Origin of the sequence: Caballeronia sp. GAWG2-1 (genome assembly GCF_023631405.1) — a bacterium.
GTDB lineage: Bacteria > Pseudomonadota > Gammaproteobacteria > Burkholderiales > Burkholderiaceae > Caballeronia.
The window spans coordinates 90,570-108,913 of record NZ_JALQDD010000045.1; the positions used below are offsets into that span (position 1 = coordinate 90,570).

An 18,344-nucleotide genomic window follows, 5' to 3' on the forward strand; every position below is an offset into this window, starting at 1 on the left:
GAGAAATAATGAGCTTTATCGAAAACTTGGCGCAGCTTGACTGGACACGCGGCGTGCGCATGTGGATTTTCGTGGCTGCCGCGCTGGCTGCTTGCGAGGCAGCATATTTCTGCCATCGCGCTGTGTTCCGCTCACCCGACGAGGTCGATGATGTTCGGTAAATTCTTGGCCTTGCCCTTGGTCGCTCGTCGGGCGCTGACTGCGGGAACTCTTTTCTTCGTCGCGTGCGTCGCTGCTCGCTTGCCGGATACACCGTTATGCAACTGGATCTTTGGGCTCTCGCTCGTCGGTTCTTTCTGGGCTAGCGGCGTGATGGTTCCGGCGATAAATGTCGCGCTTTATGTGTTCAAAGTTGCCCTGAAAGTTAAGGCTAGTACATGGTGAGCACTGGAAGCTATGGAAAAAAAAACCCGGCTCGTTGGCCGGGTTTTTTTTATAGCGATGGATATCAATGCAGCAGGGTCACCCCTTGTGCGTTCGCCTGTCGACGAATGCAGTAAAACCAAGCAGTGTCCAGCGTGACGCCTTGTTTCTCCAATCGCGCATGACCGCCTCGTTTCCGGTCAATCACGTCATAGGCTTCCGCCTCCGACTTCCCTACTCTGACCGAGCCGTTTTCGACGCCGGAAGTTGCCACGATCTCATACCGGCCAACAATCATGCTGAAGCTCATTTCCTCTTCTCCATTGGAAAAGCTCGGGCGGATTGCGGCCCCAGCGGGGACGAATCCCCACCGGGCAAAAAGTTACTGTTAGCAGCCAAACGGCCGCGGAATCAAACAAATCAAGCGTGCAGTGCTTCTCGTTCGTCGCGGCGCACCACCATTCCAACGGCAGGGCGATGCGCTAGTTGAGATGCCGACCACTCGTCAGCGAAGTCGGTTTCCCGCTTCTTAGGACGGTGAACCATAGCCGTGTAGCCTTCAACTCGCAGCCGCTTCGCCAGCTTCAATGCAGCATCGACGCCCGGCGACTTCCCGGTACGCGGGTCGACCGCATCAAAGTCCGCGAAGATATGGACGACGCGGATGCCAAGGCCGTCCGGCACAACGAAATCAGCGAGAAGGATTCGATTAAGGCAGTACCAAGCCGGCACACCGAACAGCATGTGCGCGGCGTACGCCGTCTCGAGACCTTCCGCGACGCCGATTTCGCCATCGACTGGATCCATCAGCCGGACTGCGCCGCCGTTCAGCTTATGAAGCGTCACGTCGTTCAGCTTGGCCGGAAGGATTTCGCCATCGTTAGTGACGATCGACGCCTTCGCCGGTTTTGTGCGTTCAAGGAACGTGCGGTGCAGGGTTCCTAGACGGCCATCCGGCAGCGTGAAGCGAGCGAGGATGCCCGGCCACTGACCGATAACTTTCTTCTCGTGGCGGTAATCGAGCATCGCCATGCGCAGTGCCGCAGACGGCGCCACTGTCAAACCGGGCACCCGTTCGCGCAGGTATCGCGGAACCAGGCCATCGGAACCGACCAGCGTCGCTCGATCCCACATTGAGTCGAGGCGCTTGCGCGCCCACTCAGGATCGACCTTTCGGCCAGGCGCCGGGGCTGCCGGTTGTGCTCGGCTCTGCCGTGCATCGGCCAGACTGCCGCCTTCAAGTTCGATCATGAGTTCGCGGAAGGTAATTCCGGCAGACTTGCAGATGAGCTCGAAGCCGTCGCCGGCTTTTCGGTCGCCGTCGTTGCACTTGCGGCAGACCCAGTCGCCGCGACCGCGGTTGTTGTCGTAGGTGAAGCGGTCGTTTCCGCCGCAGATGGGACAGGGTGCGCCCTTCCCAGTCAGTGAGCTTGCGGGCACTCCATACTTCTGGAGCAACGCAATCCACTGTTCCGGGGACAGCTTGACGTCCTTTACATTCATTGTCACTCCAGTTGTGGTGTGGTTGAGGTCGATGCCTGAACAGGCGGTGAAACCGTGCTCAAAAAAGCCGTCCGCCTCGCGCGAGGCGAGCACGGCGGGCGGCTTTTTTCAGCAGGGAAAGCGAAAGGCGGGTGTAGCGACCGAGAGGGCGCGTCGCGCAGGAAGAGCCGCTTCGCGGCTTCGCCGACCGTTTCCGGTTCGACGAAGCAACGAAGGTGAGAAGAAACAGGAAGCGAGGTGAGGTGTTACGGGATTAGATCGCAGCCCACTCGCGGCCCATCAGATGCGCCCTGAAGGGTATGTCGTCATCATCTGCGAAGCCGCCGCCGCCGCCATACGATGTCGATTGCGGCTCGCGACTCGCCGGCGCAGGGTTGCTCGATCGCGGCTGCTGCGAACGTTCTTGACGTACAGGGCGTTGGCTCTCGAACCCGTCATTGGATGAACGATCGCCCGTAGAGCGGCCGCCGAGCATTTGCATTTGGTCTGCGACGATTTCCGTCGAGTACCGCTCCTGCCCGGCTTGGTCCGTCCACTTGCGCGTGCGGATTCTGCCTTCGATGTACACCGACGAGCCCTTCTTCAGATACTCGTTGACGATCTCAGCCAGCCGACCGAAGAACGACACTCGATGCCATTCGGTCTGCTCCTTCATCTCGCCCGAGGCCTTGTCTTTGTAGCGATCGGTCGTTGCGAGTCGGATATTCGCGACCGCATCGCCGCTCGGCAGGTAGCGCGTCTCCGGATCAGCCCCGAGGTTGCCTACGAGGATGACTTTGTTTACTGATGCCATAACTAACTCCTTTAAGATTTTTTGGAAATAGACCAAAGCCACTTGTCCCACAGCACTTGCTCGCCGCGGGCATCTAGCTTGGGCCGTCCCTGTCCATCGACTGCTGGCACTTTCGTTTTGCCGATCCGCTTGACTTCAACGCGGTCCCCAATGCGGCAGGCCGACTCTGCGATCGCATCGCGCAGGCCCTCACCTTGCAGCACGTGCGTCTCGCCGCGATGCTCGAGCGTCAGGCAAAACGACTCATACGTCTTGCCAGGGCGCTTTCCATCGGGGAATCGTTTCTCCCCCCACTCTCTCAACACCCCGTACCTCGCGCGCTCAGTGCGTCGATGTGACGACTCAGCAGATCGAGGGGACGTCGATACGACGGCCTCCGCAACTTCCGGCCGCGGTCGCGCGTCGCTGGGATTGACTGTTCGAACGGGCTCCGTGTCGCGCAAACGACCAACAGGCGTGTCTTCGGCTTGAGCGCTCTTGACAGCAGCCGCGATGGCGTCGGTCAGCGTGCCCTTGTGCTCGTGCAGCACTTCCCAGTGCGGCGCGAGCGCCGGTATCAGCTTCATGCCGACAGCCGTTGGCCGCAGCTCGTAGTCGAACGCCGGACGAAACTGCACGACGACGCCACCTTCATCGCGGAACAGCATTGGTTGTCCTGCGATGGCGATGTGCCGTTCGTTGGCACCGCCCTTACCGATCTCAACCGGGGATGAATGGCTCGTGGGATAGTCGCTGCGACGCTGCGGCTGCGGCGTCACGCCGAAAAGCGTCCCGATCAGCCGGCCGAATGTTGATGTGTTCATCGTCGGCCTCCTACACCAGCGTGCCGAAGCACTCGCGACGCACCTCTTCCATGTCGCGCTTGAGCAGCGGGTTGCTCAGGATGACGTCTTGCAAGAACTCGGGATCGACGCCATTGATCTTGCAGACGAACCGATACGGCAGCGCCCCGCTCCAGAACTCCATGACCCAACCGAGCGTGGCTCGGTAGTCTTCGAGTTCCATCTTCTTTCTGTTTTTGAGTCGCTCGCTGAACAAGACAGCGCAATCCATCAACGACTCGGGCATGTTGTCGCCGCGTCTGCTGTCAGTCGCGAGACTGATCAACGCGTCGACCATTTTGTCTTTTACCGCCTCGCTCCACAGATGCGGATCGGGCAGCGGATCAGGCTTGGCTCGGGCACGCGTGATCGGCGCTGGAGGAGCGTCGAACATGTCCAGTTGCCATGCTTCTACTTCTGCTTGCATGGGAATCTCCGATAAACGGGAACCCATGCCCGCAACGGGATGGTTTCCCGTTGGGGTGAGGGGTCAAGACCGCCCGCGCGGGCAGTCTTGACATTCAGGCGTGGCGACTAGTCGTCGGTGCCTGTCTTAAGTGGAACGACCACTGCGGACTTGGCGTACTGACGTTTGATGAGCGTGACGTTGGCGTCGGCGGTAGCCGGAGCGACAACGGCGGGCGCGTGCGCCTTCAAATCCTCAGCTTTCTCTTCTTTCAACGCCGCTTTAATGGATCTCTTGGTCCAGACCGCGACGGTGAACGAGACAAACAGAAAGGCGAAGAACGAGTGCGCGGCAAACCACAGGGCAAAGCAAACAGCGACCAACCAGCCGGGCGATTTCATCGCCTTCATTACCAACTGCTTCGGCATTTTTCTCTCCAGAAAAAGACGCACTAGGGGATGTCCAGCCAGTACAGCGCTGGATGGTTTTCGATGCTCGGGTGAGCAGGAAAAACAGGCGCGCGGAGAGACGCTTTCGTCACGGCTCTATAAGGCGTGGCGGAAGCAGCTCAATGCGGAAGAAAAAGAGATCGCGAGCGCGCACTGATGCTTAGCTGCGGCTCGGGTCGATGCGTCGTTGACGCGGGGATAACAGGCAATTTACGCGCTGGCGGGGAACGCGTGCGCGCGAAAGCTCCCAATTTCACACCGCCTTTCGATTTTCGGCGCGAACGTGGCAGCGCCGCGGTGCTCCCTTGACTTCCATTTGCCCTTGGCATGCTAGTTACATGCTCAACAGGGAGGCAGCGAATGTTCTTCGAAATGCTTGTCGCAGTCGGCGGCTACCGCGTATTCAAAGCCATCAAGCAGCGGAGCCGACCTCGTTCGCGCAGCGCCCATCGCGCAAAGCGCTCGTCGGACGATATCGGTGCGGCCGGCGAAGCTCTGGCTCAAGCAAAGCTTCGAACGACCCTCGAATGGCTGTGCGGCGACAACTTCTACCTGCACGAAGGGACGTTGCTTATAGAACATGCTCCCGGGACTGCATTCCCCACCGCAGAGATTGATCACCTCGCGATCACGCCGTTCGGCGTCTTCGTTTTCGAGACGAAGAATTGGTCCGGCCGCATCGCGCCGTCAAATCGTCTCGATACCCTGACACGGACTGCGCCCAACGGCAAGGCGGAAGACCGACGCTCGCCGATCGAGCAGAACCGCAGCAAGATCCGCTTCCTCCGAGAGCAGCTTCCTGCGATGTGGCCGGTCGCTGGCGCGGGTCTCTTCGTGTCGCCAGGTGTCGTACTGCATCCAGAACTACCGACCGATCTATTGGCACTGGACGACCTCCCCCACTGGTTGCGTTCCAAGCGTGCGGAGCGCACAGGCACGTCGACGGTGGACGTCGCCAAGGCCCGCGAAGCGATACTCATGTATGCGGACACCTCGACCGAAGGTTTCATGGCGCACAAGGTTCGTGCGCAGAGCCAGTACCGATAATCACGAGAAGTTGCAAGCGCTAACTTTAGGTAATTGCTTCCACGTAAAAGCCTAAAAAACACTTAAGTGTTTCAAAAATGAACCGTTAGACGTTTGCAAAGATGGACAAAAACTCTGCCTTTCGCTCCCCAAACGCGAAAGACGGGGTAAAAACACCGTCTTTTAATATCAGACGCGCTCCGGAAGGCCGTTACGATCGCTTACATATCTTAAAAAGAACGTCCTCCGACGGAAAATGTTGCACGAGATGAGAACTGCCTGTGGCGCGCTCACTCGATGCGAGGGGTGTGTACTGACACCATTTTCTTACCCGCGAGCGAAGTCCTTGCGGGGTTTGGAACGCAGCGCGCGAGGGCGCTGCAAAATTTGGAGAGAAGTTATGTCCTCAAGTAGTGACGATTCTAAAAAGCAACTGCAACTGCGCAAAACGGAAATCTACGATCCGTTGGACGACATATTTGGCGGAGTTTCCGCAAGCGGTGCCGAACGCTCGAAGATTGACATGGTTGCCCGGCAGATTTTCGGGGACAGCGACGAGTTCGCCGATCTCATCGCCCAGCTCGTCGAAAACATGGTGACGATTGGGGAGGCGAGAGCGCGAGTCTCGACCGACCTCAAAACGATCGGCGGTCTGCTGATGAACTCGATGCACCTGATCAAGAACGTGATGGTCGCAACGTCGGGGAACAAGACAACTTCGCTGCGGCGGGCCGCGACGTTGGGATATTCGTTCTTCGAGTTGGCGCTCGGCGTCAAGATGGCGGCAGCCCGCAAGTACATGCGTTGCTACGAAGCGTTCCTTGATAACACCGAGGCTATCCGCGTATTCAACGTCGGCGAACTCGACATCCTCGCTGCGGACCACGTGACCGACGAGCAGGTTGCTGTCATTCTTGCGGCGAAGCAAGCCAACGAGCATATGACCCGCGAAGACGTTCGCAAAATGCTGGCGACGCTGCAGAAGCAGGAAGAGGCACTCGCTGACCAAAAAGCAGACCTAGACAACTACGAGGCGCTGCTCGAGGACAGCAAAACCGCTCAGCGAGTCGCGGAGGACGAAGCCAACCGCCTTCAGCAACAGCTCAATGCCACTGCGAAACTGATCGCCGAGAAAGAGGCCCAGCTTCAGCGTATGGACAGCTATTACACCGGCCGGCAGGCAGGTCTAGCCAACCTCGAAAAGGACCTCGCGGACAAGGACAAGGAAATTGCAAGGCTGAACGAGGAAAGAAACGCGCTGCTCAACCGTAAGCCGGAAGTCCAGATCAAGGAAGTTGAGACGACTCCCGCTGGATTTAAGAGCATTTCCGAATCACTGGAAAAGCGCAACGCTGAACTTAAACAGTTAGAAGACCAGTTGGTCGAGAGGCGCGCCGAGTTGGAACGACTTGAGGCCGACAGGAAGAAAGAAGCCAGCGCCATCGAAGCTGCTAACCGCGTTCAAGCAGCGATGCAAGAAGCGTTATCCTCATTCGAGCAGTTCGCGGGCAAGCTGTCGCTGGCTCAGGTTGCAGTTCAAGCTTCCGACGGGCTTGGGCAGCACGAACCGTTGATCGAAACGCTCGCCGCAATGATGCGCAAGCAACTGAGCGAAATCGAGACGGGCTTGCGGAACCTGTAAGACGTAACTGCAATAACGATGTGGCGGACGCGATGGGGTCGCTTCCGCCAGGAACAATATAAAAAAATATGTCGACCACCACGCTTGATGCCGTTGAGACCAACATTGCCCTTCGGCCGTATCTCGCTGAGAAGATACAACGGACCAACTTTTCGCTGACCGCGGTTATCCATAAGGTACTCGCGCGGTACAGCGGAGCCGAAGCATTCTTTGGCGTCTCGTTTGACAACATGGAAACGTTCAAGGCGCACGCCGTACCGATGGCCAAGCTTATGAACATGCCGTTCCTCGCGCTGTCGCCGGCGCTGCAGGATCCTCGCGATTGGGCGACGTTTGTCGACGGGATAATGTTTTCCACCGCAGTGTCAAAGCTGTCCTCAGCGATGCCTTTCGTCGACGACGTGACGGCGCGCGATATTTTCCATTTCAACTGCGCCTATGTTTCGCTGCTGAAAGACGTGCTTCACCAGAGCGTGCTCGCAGCGCCGCTCCTCGGTATCTCCTTTGAGTTAGCCGAGTACCTGATGGGCTTGCCGATCGGTCGGCTGGAAGCAGCGATCGGTGGGATTCGCTTCCCGCTGTTTAGATGGCGGTTCGACGACGAGCGCTTCTGGAGACAATACGGCGCAGATTCGCTTACCGAAGAGGCCGTCGCTCACTATGTCATGCGCACCTCGAACCTCAAGCCGAGCGGGCTGCCTTTCAAGAATTTGTGGTCCGACCTGCGGCTTGACAGGGCTAGGCGTGAGATCTATGCAAGGTTGTTGATGACCCAGGGTTGTCGCGCTTCGACCGCCACAAACTTGTTTGGCGTAACCTCGGCCATCACTCGAAACACCTATCGAGAGATCCACGGCGTTAGCTCGCCATGTGGCAACAGTGCAAGCTCGTTGACGTGGTACGTCGAGCGTCCCGTGCACCGACTCCAAACAACCATGCTGGTATGGCTTTATCGGTGCGCGCTGAACAACGGAGCGAACATCCCGGAAGCGCTGATTGCATCCAACGACGTTCTCCACAAGATGTTCGGTAGTCGGCTCGCCGTTTCTGCTGACCGCGCGAACCATCTCACCCGCTCCATGGCGATCGATTCGAGGTTGAATGTCGCACCGTGCAGAACTTGCGCGACGGAGTACATCTTGGCCAACGACGAAGGGAAGATCGAATTGGCGAAGGACTTCGTATGTCCCGGTTGCACTGGCGATCTTAAGCCGCGCCTGACCGAGCCCAAGAGCAAAGGACGCAAGACCAAAAAATAGTCACAGATAAAGGAGTTGTTGATGCCGCATGAATTCAACGTCGAAGCCGGTCTGGTGGTCTTCTCCCGCGACGGCCGCCCTCAGTTCGGCTGGCTAGACTTAGTGACCGGCGAGTACCACGCCGAGTCCGACGGACGCTGCATTCCGGACGCAATCGGTGCGATCGAATTTCACTCTGACGTGACGCATTGAGCCATGCAGGACTTCGCTTACCTGTTCTCAGACAGCGCCGCCGCGTGGCTGGAAGGCCGCGGCGACGCACGATTCCTACGGTACGAAAGGCACTACCGCGCAGCTCGCTCCGCGGCGCAGTCTCAGGAGGCATTCGACCTTGAGCAAAGCAACAATCGCTTCGCGCAAAGATTCGGCTCGGGCAGGCTGCAGTTCGCGGCCGTGTCGAAAAGCAAGGCATTCGGCGCGCTCGCGACCTTCCTCATTCTCCTTTGGGGCGGGTCCGCACTTCTCTCTTCCGTCGGCGCGACACAGCCCGTCGCCGTTGCTGCAGTCCTCGGCGTCGTCTTCATCGGCTTGCGGATGAGGCACCTTCGAGCCCGCGGACAGCAGTGATAGCAAACGGGTGCGATCAAACAACGGTGCGGAATTTCAACCCGTTACTGGGGTATTACAATGCCTGCGCCGCCATTGGCCAACGGCAATTCCCTAACGAGGAAAGCGGTTTTCGAGACGGACTTCCAAGACGCCTTGACTTCGAACACCGCTCGATAAGATGAAAGTAAGCAGATCGCGGGGGCGACTGCAACAACTAGATCGGAAACAACAAATGATGATTCAGAAAAACTTCAAACTCTCGATGGCCGCGATCGCTACATCGCTGCTTTTGGCTGCTTGCGGTGGCGGTGGCGGCAGCAGCAATGCATCGTCTGCAACCGGCGCAAGCACACCCGCGACGACAACTCCGGGAAACTTGACGACGCCCCAGTACCCGGCTGACAGCTTTCATCTCGCCGCGTTCAACCTGCTCAACCAACAGCGCCAACAATGCGGTTTCCCGGCCCTACAGGAAAACACGGCGCTCGATCAGGCGACCGCAGCACACGCGCAGTACCTTGCAACGAACAACGTCTTCACCGACACCGAAGTGGCGGGCAATCCCGGCTTCACCGGCGTGAGTTACAGTGATCGCGCAGCCCACTTCGGATATACGGCGAACAACGGTTCGGTCGGGGTGTCAGGTGGCTTCTATACGAGCGCCACGTGGAGTGAAACACAATATGGTCAGCAAGCCGTCTATGGCCTGATCTCGGGCGTGTATCACATCATGATTGCCGCCTCGCCTACGAACACGGTCGGTATCGGCAAGGTCGCCACGACCTACAACGGCTTCCCGGAGGAATACTACGCTCTAGATCTAACCAACTATCAGCAGGTCACAACAAATGCGCCGTTGACGTTTCCGTGCCAGGGGACGACTGGCGTTGCCTACTCCTCCTTTGGAGAAACGCCTACCCCACCCGCAACATCCGGCAATTGGGGTACGCCAGTCGCAGTGGCGGGCAACGCGACCGATACCATCGTCATGCAGACCGGCACGATGACTGATTCATCGTCGCACGTGATCACCTTGCAAGTGCTGGACTCGGCCAAAGACCCGAACAAGGTTCTGCCGACGTGGATGGGCGTCGCGTACCCGACCACGCCATTGTCCCCGAACTCGCAATACACGGTCTCTCTGACGGGTACGATCAACGGCGTGGTGTTCTCGCGTACGTTCAGCTTCACGACCGGAAACATCGTCGGCTAACAAAAAATCCGCGTACCAGTGCGAAAAGCCGCCAATTCTTAAGGCGGCTTTTTTGTTGGCTGCGCTTAATGACAGCCTTGGGTAACCTCGATCGCTTCGCGTTGCGTGCGCTCGACACCAAAACGCCCCGCGATGCAGCAGCGAGGCGTCGGATACTACTGCCTTGCATGGCGGGCCACAGTCTTTACCCTCCACCAGCGCCGTCATAAGGTTCGTTAATGGCGCGTACATACGGATTATTAGCTGCGGGCGTCCAATCACCCGTGGCATTGACGAAGCTACAAACGACCGTCCAGCTATTTCCAGAATACCCCCCGACCTCCCAATAAGGCCCCGTGGACAAGTCGTAGTAATACGATGTTGCGGGGCCGGCATACGAATTGAACGGGTGCCTTCGTGACACGTTCTCGGGTGAAAGCGTTATCCCGTCTTGCAGAGCGCGGGTCGCACACTGCGACTGAGGGGTGGGTGTCGGGGCAGCCGGTTGGCACACCTGTCCAACCCACGCCGCGCCGTTCCACGATGGAGCAGCCGCCTGGTAGGTCCCGCTCGGGCAGCTTGGCGGCGGCGGAGGCGGTGGCGGTGCATTACACGAATAGACCCATGTACTGCCGTTCCAAGCAGGGCCGCTTGCGAAGCCATACGCACAGGAAGGCTGCGGCGTCACACACTGATACCGCACGCCGATTTTTTGCCACGAGTAACCAGCGTTACAGCCAGGCGTATTCGGCACGCCGATCGGCTGATAAACGTCAGCGGCGTCAGCTCCGTTTCCCAAACTGACGGCGCACGCGACTGCGAGCACCGCACTTGCAATCCCGGTGTTTCTCATCTCTTCCCTTATTGATTGGGATATGAACAACCAACGTCGATCTCCGCCTGAAGTCCCAGCTGGTCGGGTACCAAGCTGTTAGCACCGTCCGCGAGCACGTTGTAGATCTGAAGCACCCACTGACTGCCGTTCCAGCCCATTGTGAAGCGCGCACCAGCAAGCGGAGGATTGTGATTTGCATAGTCGGTCGTCATGGTCTGCGGAGTGATCCGATACCAGGCCGTTCCGCTTGCCCCGCATGCGGGAGGATTGACGCCCCATCCGTTGTAGTAGCCGCTGTAGTGGGCGTCACTGCTGTGATTAGTGACCAACGTGCTGACCCCCACCCAGTTGCCCCACTTATTGCACACGTACATGAGGTTGTTGCGGATCGTGACGCCATTCCAGCCGCAATTGCCCGCGCCTGCGTTTATGTTCGCGACGTTTATGTTGGCAACGTTCGCGCCTGCCGTATTCACCGTCAAAGCGTTGCCGTTCAAAGTTCCGCTCGAGTTGACGTCCCCAACATTGAGCGGAGCAGGACCCGTCCCTTGGTAGTTCTGGATAAACAGCGTTCCCCTTGTGCGCACCGCCGCATTCGTGTCATCACCGTAGTAGATTGCACCATTGGCAATTTGCACGCTGTTGCCTGCCTGCAGTTTTAGCGTCTTGGCGCTCACGTTGCCTGCGTTCTGGATGTCCTGATTGTTGGCGTTCATCGTGCCAGTCAACGGCAGCGCACCATCACGCCGGTAATACGGCGAATTACCATCCGCGCCGAAGCCGTTAATCGCCAATACCATCCCGGCTTTACTGCCTACCGGATTAGGCAACGTCCACCCGCCGTGAATACCAGTCACCGTCGCAGGCGCTCGGTTTGTCGAGTAGCCGAACTGCGCACCTCCGGCCGCAGCGAGAACACCGGCACCGGCGACGTCGGCAGTCTTATTCTTCATGCTCACCAGCGGCAAGCTCGGATAGATCTGCGAGGCGATATGGCAATTACCTGCAGAGGTCGAACAATTGTCGGGTACGATGGATAGAGCGATCTGGTAGGTGCCACCCCAGAATGGACCGTTCTTGAAAGCAACCTTGTTATTCGACTGCGCGCTCAGTTGCGCCAGCGTCGGCGCAGCGATTGGCGTAGACGTCGTCTGCGAAAACCCCGCTGGAATAAGCGAGGCATAGTTGTTGGTGATATAGCTGCCAAGTGCCGCATTGATCGACGCAATGTTTTGCCCTTCGATCTGCAAGAGGTTCTGGCGCTTCGCAGCGATGTCTTCCTTGATTCCCTGTACTGTCAGCAAGGCCGCGCCAACCAGGACGATCAACATCTCAAGAATGCTTCCCATGTCGGCGGCCCGCGCTTAAGTACGGGTGGTCCAGAGGCCCATCGACGCCATTGAGCCGTTCGACGCGCAGGCGGTTGCGACCGTCGCTGGGTTGAACGCGACCGTCGGTGAAAAGATGGTCGTGCCATTGACCGTTACCTGCGTATAGACGGTGATCAGAGCAGCGGCGCTCAGCGAGCACACCGTCGAGGTGACCGGATACGTCAACACCAGCGCGTCGTTCAAGGTGACAAGCGTATTAACGGCTGCCGTGACAGTCCCGTTGAACATCCCCTTCACCGAAGAATTGTCCGACGCGACGCGCGAACCCGCCGAATCGAAGGCATGGTTTTGCGCCAAGACAGTCAGCGTCTCGGAGGAAAAATCGGCATCGTTCTGCGTCGCGTTCAGGATGCCAGTGTGGAACATCTGCGCCTCGCTTTTGAACTGCGACGCATGGATCAGGTCGAGGACGTACTTCCCGCCGGCATAGACCGCCAGCGCGAGCAACGCGGCACCCGCCATCACTGCACCCGCTTCGATCATCGACAGCTCCCCGGACTGCCTGGTCGCACGCGCCGCTTTCAGCATGCGTGCGCGGCGCGCCTTGATCGCGTCCATCTCATTCGCAGCGGTTGTATTCGGGTCCATCCGGACGGCTTCTCGTTTATCGTTGGTCATTTTTATTTCCTTAGTAGCTGGTAGCGGCGGGATTTCCCGATGTGAGATTGACGGCGCCGGTCACGACATACGAGCCGATGCCAAGGGTTAGGAACAATGCCGCCGCGAAGCCCAGCAGCATGTAGTGCGTCAACCGAGCATTGCGCTTGACGGCTTCAACGACGCGATCGAGCGATTCACGCCCAAGGCTTTTGATCGCGGCCTCAAACTGGTCACGGCCCGCAGCGTCCGTAATGGTGTCGACGATCGCGAGCGAAAAGATGCCCGTGTCGAGCGCCCGCATCGGCTCGTCTGAACGCGCCGTCAGGCGTCGGTCCATGATCTTCAAATGCCAGCGCAGCCACGGGTCGGCAGTCTTCAACAGCCGCTCCAGCGCTGCGCGCAGAGTCATGTTCGAATCGAACAGGCCTGCCAGAGAAACGATCAGTAGCGCCGCGCGCAGATCGCGGCGATTGCGCCACAGCAACGGCATGCGGTCGAACTTGTCGCGTAGCGGCCCTGCCCAACGTTTCAGGGTCGAGAAGTACGCAAACACCAGACCGATCATCGCTGTGAGCGTGAGCCACCAATACTCGAAGCAGAACGTATCGACGTGGTACAGGAACCGCCCAAGATCCGGCCATTGGTCGAGGGGCCGGACGTCGAGCACCTGCGGGAATATGACGCCACCAAACAGCATGCAATACGCGTACATATAGACGAGCAGCAACGCTGGATAGGCCATCTGCACCGAGGTGGTAGACGACAGGACGCGCTTGGCCTTCGCCGCCATTTCGGCCAACTCGAATCCGCGCACAACCGCGTCTTCGCGAGACGACTCGTCCGCGATGTCGAAAAGCGCGTATTCATCGCCCGGAATAAACGGCTTGATCGCCATGGCGAAGCTCTCTCCGCGCTGCATGGCCTCCCGGATGCGCGCGAACACCCGCCATTCGAGCTTTCCTCGCGAGCGGCTGCGCTTCTCGTACGTTTCGAGCCGATCAAAAAGCGTCTCGGTGTTGCGCAGCCCTTTTGCTGCGATATCAAGACGCGTCTCGCGATAGAAGTCCTCGCGGACCTTCTGGAAGCGCCAGCGCGCGGCGACCAACTGCTGCCGAGGCGGCAGCATTTTTGCGAACGTCGTGAACATAGCGGGACAAGTTAGACCATCAGACCATCGACGCCGGGCATCACGCGGTACTGCGCGAACGACTGCATCGACCGATTGATGAATTTTGGGTCAATCAAACCGCAAGAAGCCTTGAAAAGAGCGTGTTCATATAGCGTCTTTCCAACCATATCGGCGTTTTCGAAACCGGTACGGCGCTCTCCGCGCCAAACTTGGCGTGCGCCGGCCCAATCGCGTTGGGCGACACGCTCCAAAAACTCGGGAGTCGGCCGATAGAGTTCTGCGGCGAGAGATGGGCGTTTCGTGCCACCCGCTACCTTGCCGTTGCGCGTGAAAAGACCGTCCAGGCGGCAGTGCGCGCATCCATCGTAGTTCCGGCATGCCATGCTCGACGTGTCGAGGCCGAATTTGGTGCGCAGTAGCTGCAGGTCGGCCTTCGGCATGACGTCTTCGGCCGGCAGCTTGCAGTGCTCGCACAGCGTCGGGATCAGCTTCTGATTGCCGACCGCGTTGATGAAGCCTTCGGACGCAAGTTCGTCGATGGGCAGTTGCAGCCGCCCGCCCGCCATACGCATGACGGCCGCGATGATGTCGCCGGCGTGCAGAGAAAAGCGCACCGGGTGACCGGTCAGCGCCAGTTCCGCAACGAGCCCCATCACCACCCGGTCTCGCACTTCACCGATGGTCAGATCATCCGGGTCTTGCCGCATGAGCGTACGGATGACTTCCGCGTACTTGCGGTTTGCCTCATCGTCGGTCTCATCCGGACGCCGGATGATGGAGTAGTCGGAGAGCCACGGCATCGGGTACTCGGACGGCTCGTTCACCGCGAACTGCTTTTTCAGTTCGCGATCCGGCAGCATGTAGGACAGCGCGCGAAGCGTCGTCGTCTTTCCCGAGCCGGTCTCACCGGTAAGGGCTGTGATTCCGCCGCTGACGTAGTTGAGCGTGTCGATCAGCTCGAGCTGGCTCTTCTCCAAGCCCATGTCTTTCGGCAGCAGCACCGAATAGTTCTTAAAGTTGCCGTCGAGCAGACGCAGCGTGACGTCATAACCGCCAACGAGCGGCGACGACTGCCAGCGCAGGTTGACCGTGTCCGTTTTCACGACAAGCGGGATCATCGCGGACTGCGGCGCGCTCGGCTGGAAGCTGTTGCCCGAGTTGGTGTTCCTCTGCACGAGGTCGCTGTACGCCGCAAACAGCGCGCGTCGCACGATGCCCTTGGGCATCCGATTGAACGTGTACATGTCGCCGTTCACGCGGAAGCGAACTTCGACTTCGTTGTGGAATTCGCGCGGCTCGAAGTGAATATCGCTCGCGCCGAAACCGTGCGCGGCTTCGATGATGTCGCGGAAGATGCCAATCGCCCGGCTCGATTCACGAGCGGTCGAGTTCGACGATGCGGCTGCCTTCCCTGCGTAGATTGCAGCGATGACGGACTCGGTCGCGATCATCTCTTCGCGCACGAGGATGTCGTTATTCCCGAGATCCTTGATGAACGTTGCGTACTGCGCCTTCTCCGCGAATCTCGCGGTCGCCACGGTGAAGGCAACGCCCGGTTGCACCTCTACTGCGACGAATTCTTTGCGTGCGGCCGCAGGGATGCGCAGCGCAGCATCGTCGTCAGCTACCGTGAGAATCCGCTTGAAGTCCGGGAGCGAGTCAGGAGACACCAGTTCCGGTCGCCCCGATGAAAGCCCGCCGGCCGCTACCTGCGAATCGTCGTCCGATCCCGGTTCCGATTCGACGACGTCCGTCCACGAAGCCTTGGCGCGTTCCTTCGCCGCCTCTGGGTGACGCTGTTCAGCGCGAGGATCATCTTTCGCGGCTATCGACGCACGCATGACGACATGTGCGGGCGGCTCCGCTTCAGCTGGCCGTCGGACTTCGGCTTGCGGCTGTCGCTCATTGTTGCGCGACCCGTCGTCGCCACGCGCTACCGCGTCTGACGTCGCATCCAAGGTGGCTGCAACGCTATCCTCTGCAGTTCCCGACGAGATAGGTGCCGATTGAGATTGCGCGTCGACCGAAGCGGCTTGCTCGGTGTCGGTTGCCTCGACTCCCGACTGAGCACGCTCGACGTTGTCCATTGCAGCGCGCATGCTGGCGTAGGTGGGACGCTCGAACGTGGGCGGCGCGAACCGCTGGAACACCGGTTCGTCTCTGTCGGGACGCTCTGGAGCCTGCGATCCATGTTCCGCTCGTTGCTGCGGCGCGTACCGGTCATCATCAAGCTCAGTGCTATCGACGTCTTCAATGTCGCCGCCCGAGAGAGCGCGCCCGAGGAACATAACCTGGGAATTCACCGCGCGGCTTGCTGCCGACTGCCGTTCCTCATTTCCACGTGCTTTCTGGCGCACGGATTTTGGCATCTTCAACTGCGGCTCGGCACTGCTGCCCGGCTCGACGAAGCTTGAAAGTGGCGTCCGGAGGCGCTTGAGGAAGCCTCCGCGGGCTTCCGGCGTATCCTGCTCTTCTTGTGCAAACAGACCCATGTCTTATTTCCCGAACGGTACGAAAGTGGAAGCGGTCGGCGGGACCCCGCCGGGCGGAAGCGGCGACGAGAGATCGGTGATTGCCCGGACGGCCGGGCCGTCTGAAATGACAGGCACATCAGCCGGTGCCGCGATGGTCTCTGTCCAGTGGCGCTTGCCATCGACGAGGTTGACCGTAAAGCCGTCGATGGAGGCGACCGTCCAGCCGTTAAGCAAGCGGCTTCCGCGGCGTGCGGTATAGGTCGTGCCTTGATAGTCGTAGAGCACGTATGAGCCAGACATATCGGAATATGCGCCAACGAACGTGGCAGGAAACATGCGCTTGGGCGGAAGACTAGGCTTTCGCTCGATCCTGGGCGCGACGGGCGCGGGCGCGGCCGCGACTGGTGGAGGCGCAACACCGAGCGGCGAACTCAGCCCAATACTTCCGGATGCAGGCGACGCATTTGCCCCATTGCCTTCGCCACCCTGACCCTTGCGCATGGACTCGACCAGCTTCTCGCGGGCGAGCTTGTCGATGTCGTCCAGCGTGAGATGGCTTTCCTGCGAGAGAGCCGCGCCCGCGACAAACACGAGCGCGCCAAAGCATGCGGCACGAACTGGCCACTTAGTTGAGAACATAATATCTACCCTTCGCAGTGAAATGCACCCCGGTACCGTCGTCCTTCATGTCGACGTCGAGGGTGTCCAGCGCCATGTTGTCGGGAAGGCGCGAGATCAACGCGCTTTGCCATTTGTATCCGTCGATTTGCCACGTGCCGCGCTGCACGAGCGGCCCTTGCACCTCGCCGGCCATCGGTTGTCGCGGAATAAGTCGCTCGGCAGGCTTGATGTCGACCACGTAGCCGTGGCTATCCAGCGTTTCGGGCTTGCTCGAAAGCCTCTGCGGGTCGGTCTGCAAAGCCTTGATAAGCGCCTGTTGCGTAGGCCACTCTTTCGCTTGCGCCAGTGCGACACGCTCGGCCACCGAGACCTCAGGACCCCGCGTCGTCAAATGCAGGCCATCCGGATTGAAGACGATAGGACGCAGTGACTCGGGCGCGCGTGCGTCGAACTCCTTGAAGGTGCCGCCCTGCCGCTTGTAGGTCACAACACACGGGCCCGCGATCGTGCAGGACGCTTTCTGGAACTGCCATCCGGCGACGTTCGTTTCCTGGCCGCCGAAGGCTGCCAACAACTTCGGTACGAGCCGATTGGCGAGCGGCGTGGGCGCGGCGAGCGTCCGCATAACGGCCGACTGATAGTCCTGCATAAATGTGGGTGGAGGCGCGGGCGGCGGCGGCGGCGGATTAAGAACCTCGATCAGCTGCTTGCCGCCGAAGAACACAGCAGCGAGGATAACGAGCAACGGCACCGTCGTTGGCACGGTTACCGGGACCTTCTTGATCAGCCCGACCTTGCGAGCCACGAGCAGCTCGCGAAGGTCGAACGTCTCATCTACCGCGTGCAGTCGCGCGCCATAGCCGAGGGTTGCCAGTTCGAGGCCTGCCTTCGCACAGGTGTCCTCGATCGCTTCACGCTTGTCGGCAAGCGCATTAAGCGCGACTTCCTGATCGAGTGAAACAGCGCCGCGCTGCACCAGAACGAGGTGAACGCGCTCATCGTTTTGAATAAGGACGAGGACCGCTGGGCGCCGGCGTACGCGGTCAAGCTGGGCGATGCGCGCAGCGGCGGAATACAGCTTGCCGCCCTTGCGCTGCGCAGGCTCCAACTCACAGTATCCGACGATCGTCTCGTCGTTGGCTTTGAACTCCGTATAGTGCGTCGCTGCCGACTCTTGCGCGTAGTGCCGTCGCTCTGCACGCGAACCCTTTGCCGAATAGGCGCGCCATTCCAGCCCGAACGCGAGCTTCGCGCCCTTCTCTCCCGGTATCGATTCAAAGTGCATGGGTCT

At 59.5% G+C, this 18,344-nt stretch carries 20 protein-coding genes; 8 read left to right on the forward strand and 12 right to left on the reverse strand.

Annotation, left to right across the window (positions count from 1 at the left end):
* Window positions 1-8: 8 nt before the first annotated feature.
* Together NCR98_RS31840 and NCR98_RS31845 are read left to right on the forward strand one after the other, a co-directional pair.
* Window positions 9-161 (forward strand): hypothetical protein, encoded by a 153-nt coding sequence (locus NCR98_RS31840; protein ID WP_159462577.1) that lies wholly within the window; start codon window positions 9-11, stop codon window positions 159-161.
* Window positions 148-384: a hypothetical protein gene (locus NCR98_RS31845; protein WP_250528380.1), complete on the forward strand. Its 237-nt coding sequence runs from the start codon at window positions 148-150 to the stop codon at window positions 382-384. Before NCR98_RS31840 ends, NCR98_RS31845 begins: the two co-directional genes overlap by 14 nt.
* Before the next feature lie 64 nt (window positions 385-448).
* Here NCR98_RS31845 and NCR98_RS31850 read toward each other — a convergent pair whose 3' ends face one another.
* From NCR98_RS31850 to NCR98_RS31875, 6 genes are all read right to left on the reverse strand, one after another.
* Window positions 449-673, reverse strand: coding sequence for a hypothetical protein (locus tag NCR98_RS31850; protein WP_035511697.1), 225 nt, complete (start codon window positions 671-673; stop codon window positions 449-451).
* A gap of 110 nt (window positions 674-783) precedes the next feature.
* Window positions 784-1,866: a DUF7146 domain-containing protein gene (locus NCR98_RS31855; protein ID WP_250528507.1), complete on the reverse strand. Its 1,083-nt coding sequence runs from the start codon at window positions 1,864-1,866 to the stop codon at window positions 784-786.
* A gap of 253 nt (window positions 1,867-2,119) precedes the next feature.
* Window positions 2,120-2,659, reverse strand: coding sequence for a single-stranded DNA-binding protein (locus NCR98_RS31860; protein ID WP_250528381.1), 540 nt, complete (start codon window positions 2,657-2,659; stop codon window positions 2,120-2,122).
* 11 nt (window positions 2,660-2,670) lie between these two features.
* A complete protein-coding gene (locus NCR98_RS31865; RefSeq protein ID WP_250528382.1) occupies window positions 2,671-3,462 on the reverse strand; it encodes a hypothetical protein in 792 nt (263 codons plus the stop codon).
* A gap of 10 nt (window positions 3,463-3,472) precedes the next feature.
* Entirely contained in the window at window positions 3,473-3,907 is a 435-nt protein-coding gene (locus NCR98_RS31870) for a hypothetical protein (RefSeq protein WP_502799826.1), read from the reverse strand.
* A gap of 107 nt (window positions 3,908-4,014) precedes the next feature.
* Complete coding sequence (locus NCR98_RS31875; protein ID WP_250528383.1) at window positions 4,015-4,314, reverse strand: hypothetical protein; 300 nt, start codon at window positions 4,312-4,314, stop codon at window positions 4,015-4,017.
* Between the two features lie 381 nt (window positions 4,315-4,695).
* Here NCR98_RS31875 and NCR98_RS31880 point away from each other — a divergent pair, with 381 nt between their 5' ends.
* The 6 genes from NCR98_RS31880 to NCR98_RS31905 all read left to right on the forward strand — a co-directional run bounded on the left by NCR98_RS31880 (window position 4,696) and on the right by NCR98_RS31905 (window position 10,024).
* Window positions 4,696-5,382, forward strand: coding sequence for a nuclease-related domain-containing protein (locus tag NCR98_RS31880; RefSeq protein WP_250528384.1), 687 nt, complete (start codon window positions 4,696-4,698; stop codon window positions 5,380-5,382).
* 379 nt (window positions 5,383-5,761) lie between these two features.
* Window positions 5,762-7,003: a hypothetical protein gene (locus NCR98_RS31885; RefSeq protein WP_250528385.1), complete on the forward strand. Its 1,242-nt coding sequence runs from the start codon at window positions 5,762-5,764 to the stop codon at window positions 7,001-7,003.
* A gap of 68 nt (window positions 7,004-7,071) precedes the next feature.
* Window positions 7,072-8,262 (forward strand): FlhC family transcriptional regulator, encoded by a 1,191-nt coding sequence (locus tag NCR98_RS31890; RefSeq protein ID WP_250528386.1) that lies wholly within the window; start codon window positions 7,072-7,074, stop codon window positions 8,260-8,262.
* A gap of 21 nt (window positions 8,263-8,283) precedes the next feature.
* Window positions 8,284-8,454 carry a hypothetical protein gene (locus NCR98_RS31895; protein WP_213233635.1) on the forward strand — a complete coding sequence of 57 codons (171 nt, stop codon included), beginning with the start codon at window positions 8,284-8,286 and terminating at the stop codon, window positions 8,452-8,454.
* Window positions 8,455-8,457: 3 nt separating this feature from the next.
* The gene (locus tag NCR98_RS31900) at window positions 8,458-8,829 is read left to right on the forward strand and encodes a hypothetical protein (protein ID WP_250528387.1); all 372 of its coding nucleotides are present in this window, start codon (window positions 8,458-8,460) and stop codon (window positions 8,827-8,829) included.
* A gap of 214 nt (window positions 8,830-9,043) precedes the next feature.
* Entirely contained in the window at window positions 9,044-10,024 is a 981-nt protein-coding gene (locus tag NCR98_RS31905; protein WP_250528388.1) for a CAP domain-containing protein, read from the forward strand.
* A gap of 840 nt (window positions 10,025-10,864) precedes the next feature.
* Here the strand turns inward: NCR98_RS31905 and NCR98_RS31910 are convergent.
* The 6 genes from NCR98_RS31910 to NCR98_RS31935 are packed head-to-tail and all read right to left on the reverse strand — an operon-like array spanning window position 10,865 to window position 18,338.
* Window positions 10,865-12,187 (reverse strand): hypothetical protein, encoded by a 1,323-nt coding sequence (locus NCR98_RS31910; RefSeq protein WP_250528389.1) that lies wholly within the window; start codon window positions 12,185-12,187, stop codon window positions 10,865-10,867.
* A 15-nt stretch (window positions 12,188-12,202) separates the two neighbouring features.
* The gene (locus tag NCR98_RS31915; protein WP_250528390.1) at window positions 12,203-12,847 is read right to left on the reverse strand and encodes a hypothetical protein; all 645 of its coding nucleotides are present in this window, start codon (window positions 12,845-12,847) and stop codon (window positions 12,203-12,205) included.
* Window positions 12,848-12,857: 10 nt separating this feature from the next.
* Complete coding sequence (locus tag NCR98_RS31920) at window positions 12,858-13,976, reverse strand: type II secretion system F family protein (RefSeq protein ID WP_250528391.1); 1,119 nt, start codon at window positions 13,974-13,976, stop codon at window positions 12,858-12,860.
* An 11-nt stretch (window positions 13,977-13,987) separates the two neighbouring features.
* Window positions 13,988-16,450 carry an ATPase, T2SS/T4P/T4SS family gene (locus NCR98_RS31925; protein WP_250528392.1) on the reverse strand — a complete coding sequence of 821 codons (2,463 nt, stop codon included), beginning with the start codon at window positions 16,448-16,450 and terminating at the stop codon, window positions 13,988-13,990.
* Window positions 16,451-16,453: 3 nt separating this feature from the next.
* Window positions 16,454-17,071 (reverse strand): hypothetical protein, encoded by a 618-nt coding sequence (locus NCR98_RS31930; protein ID WP_250528393.1) that lies wholly within the window; start codon window positions 17,069-17,071, stop codon window positions 16,454-16,456.
* Window positions 17,058-18,338: a hypothetical protein gene (locus tag NCR98_RS31935; protein ID WP_250528394.1), complete on the reverse strand. Its 1,281-nt coding sequence runs from the start codon at window positions 18,336-18,338 to the stop codon at window positions 17,058-17,060. Before NCR98_RS31935 ends, NCR98_RS31930 begins: the two co-directional genes overlap by 14 nt.
* Window positions 18,339-18,344 lie beyond the last annotated feature (6 nt).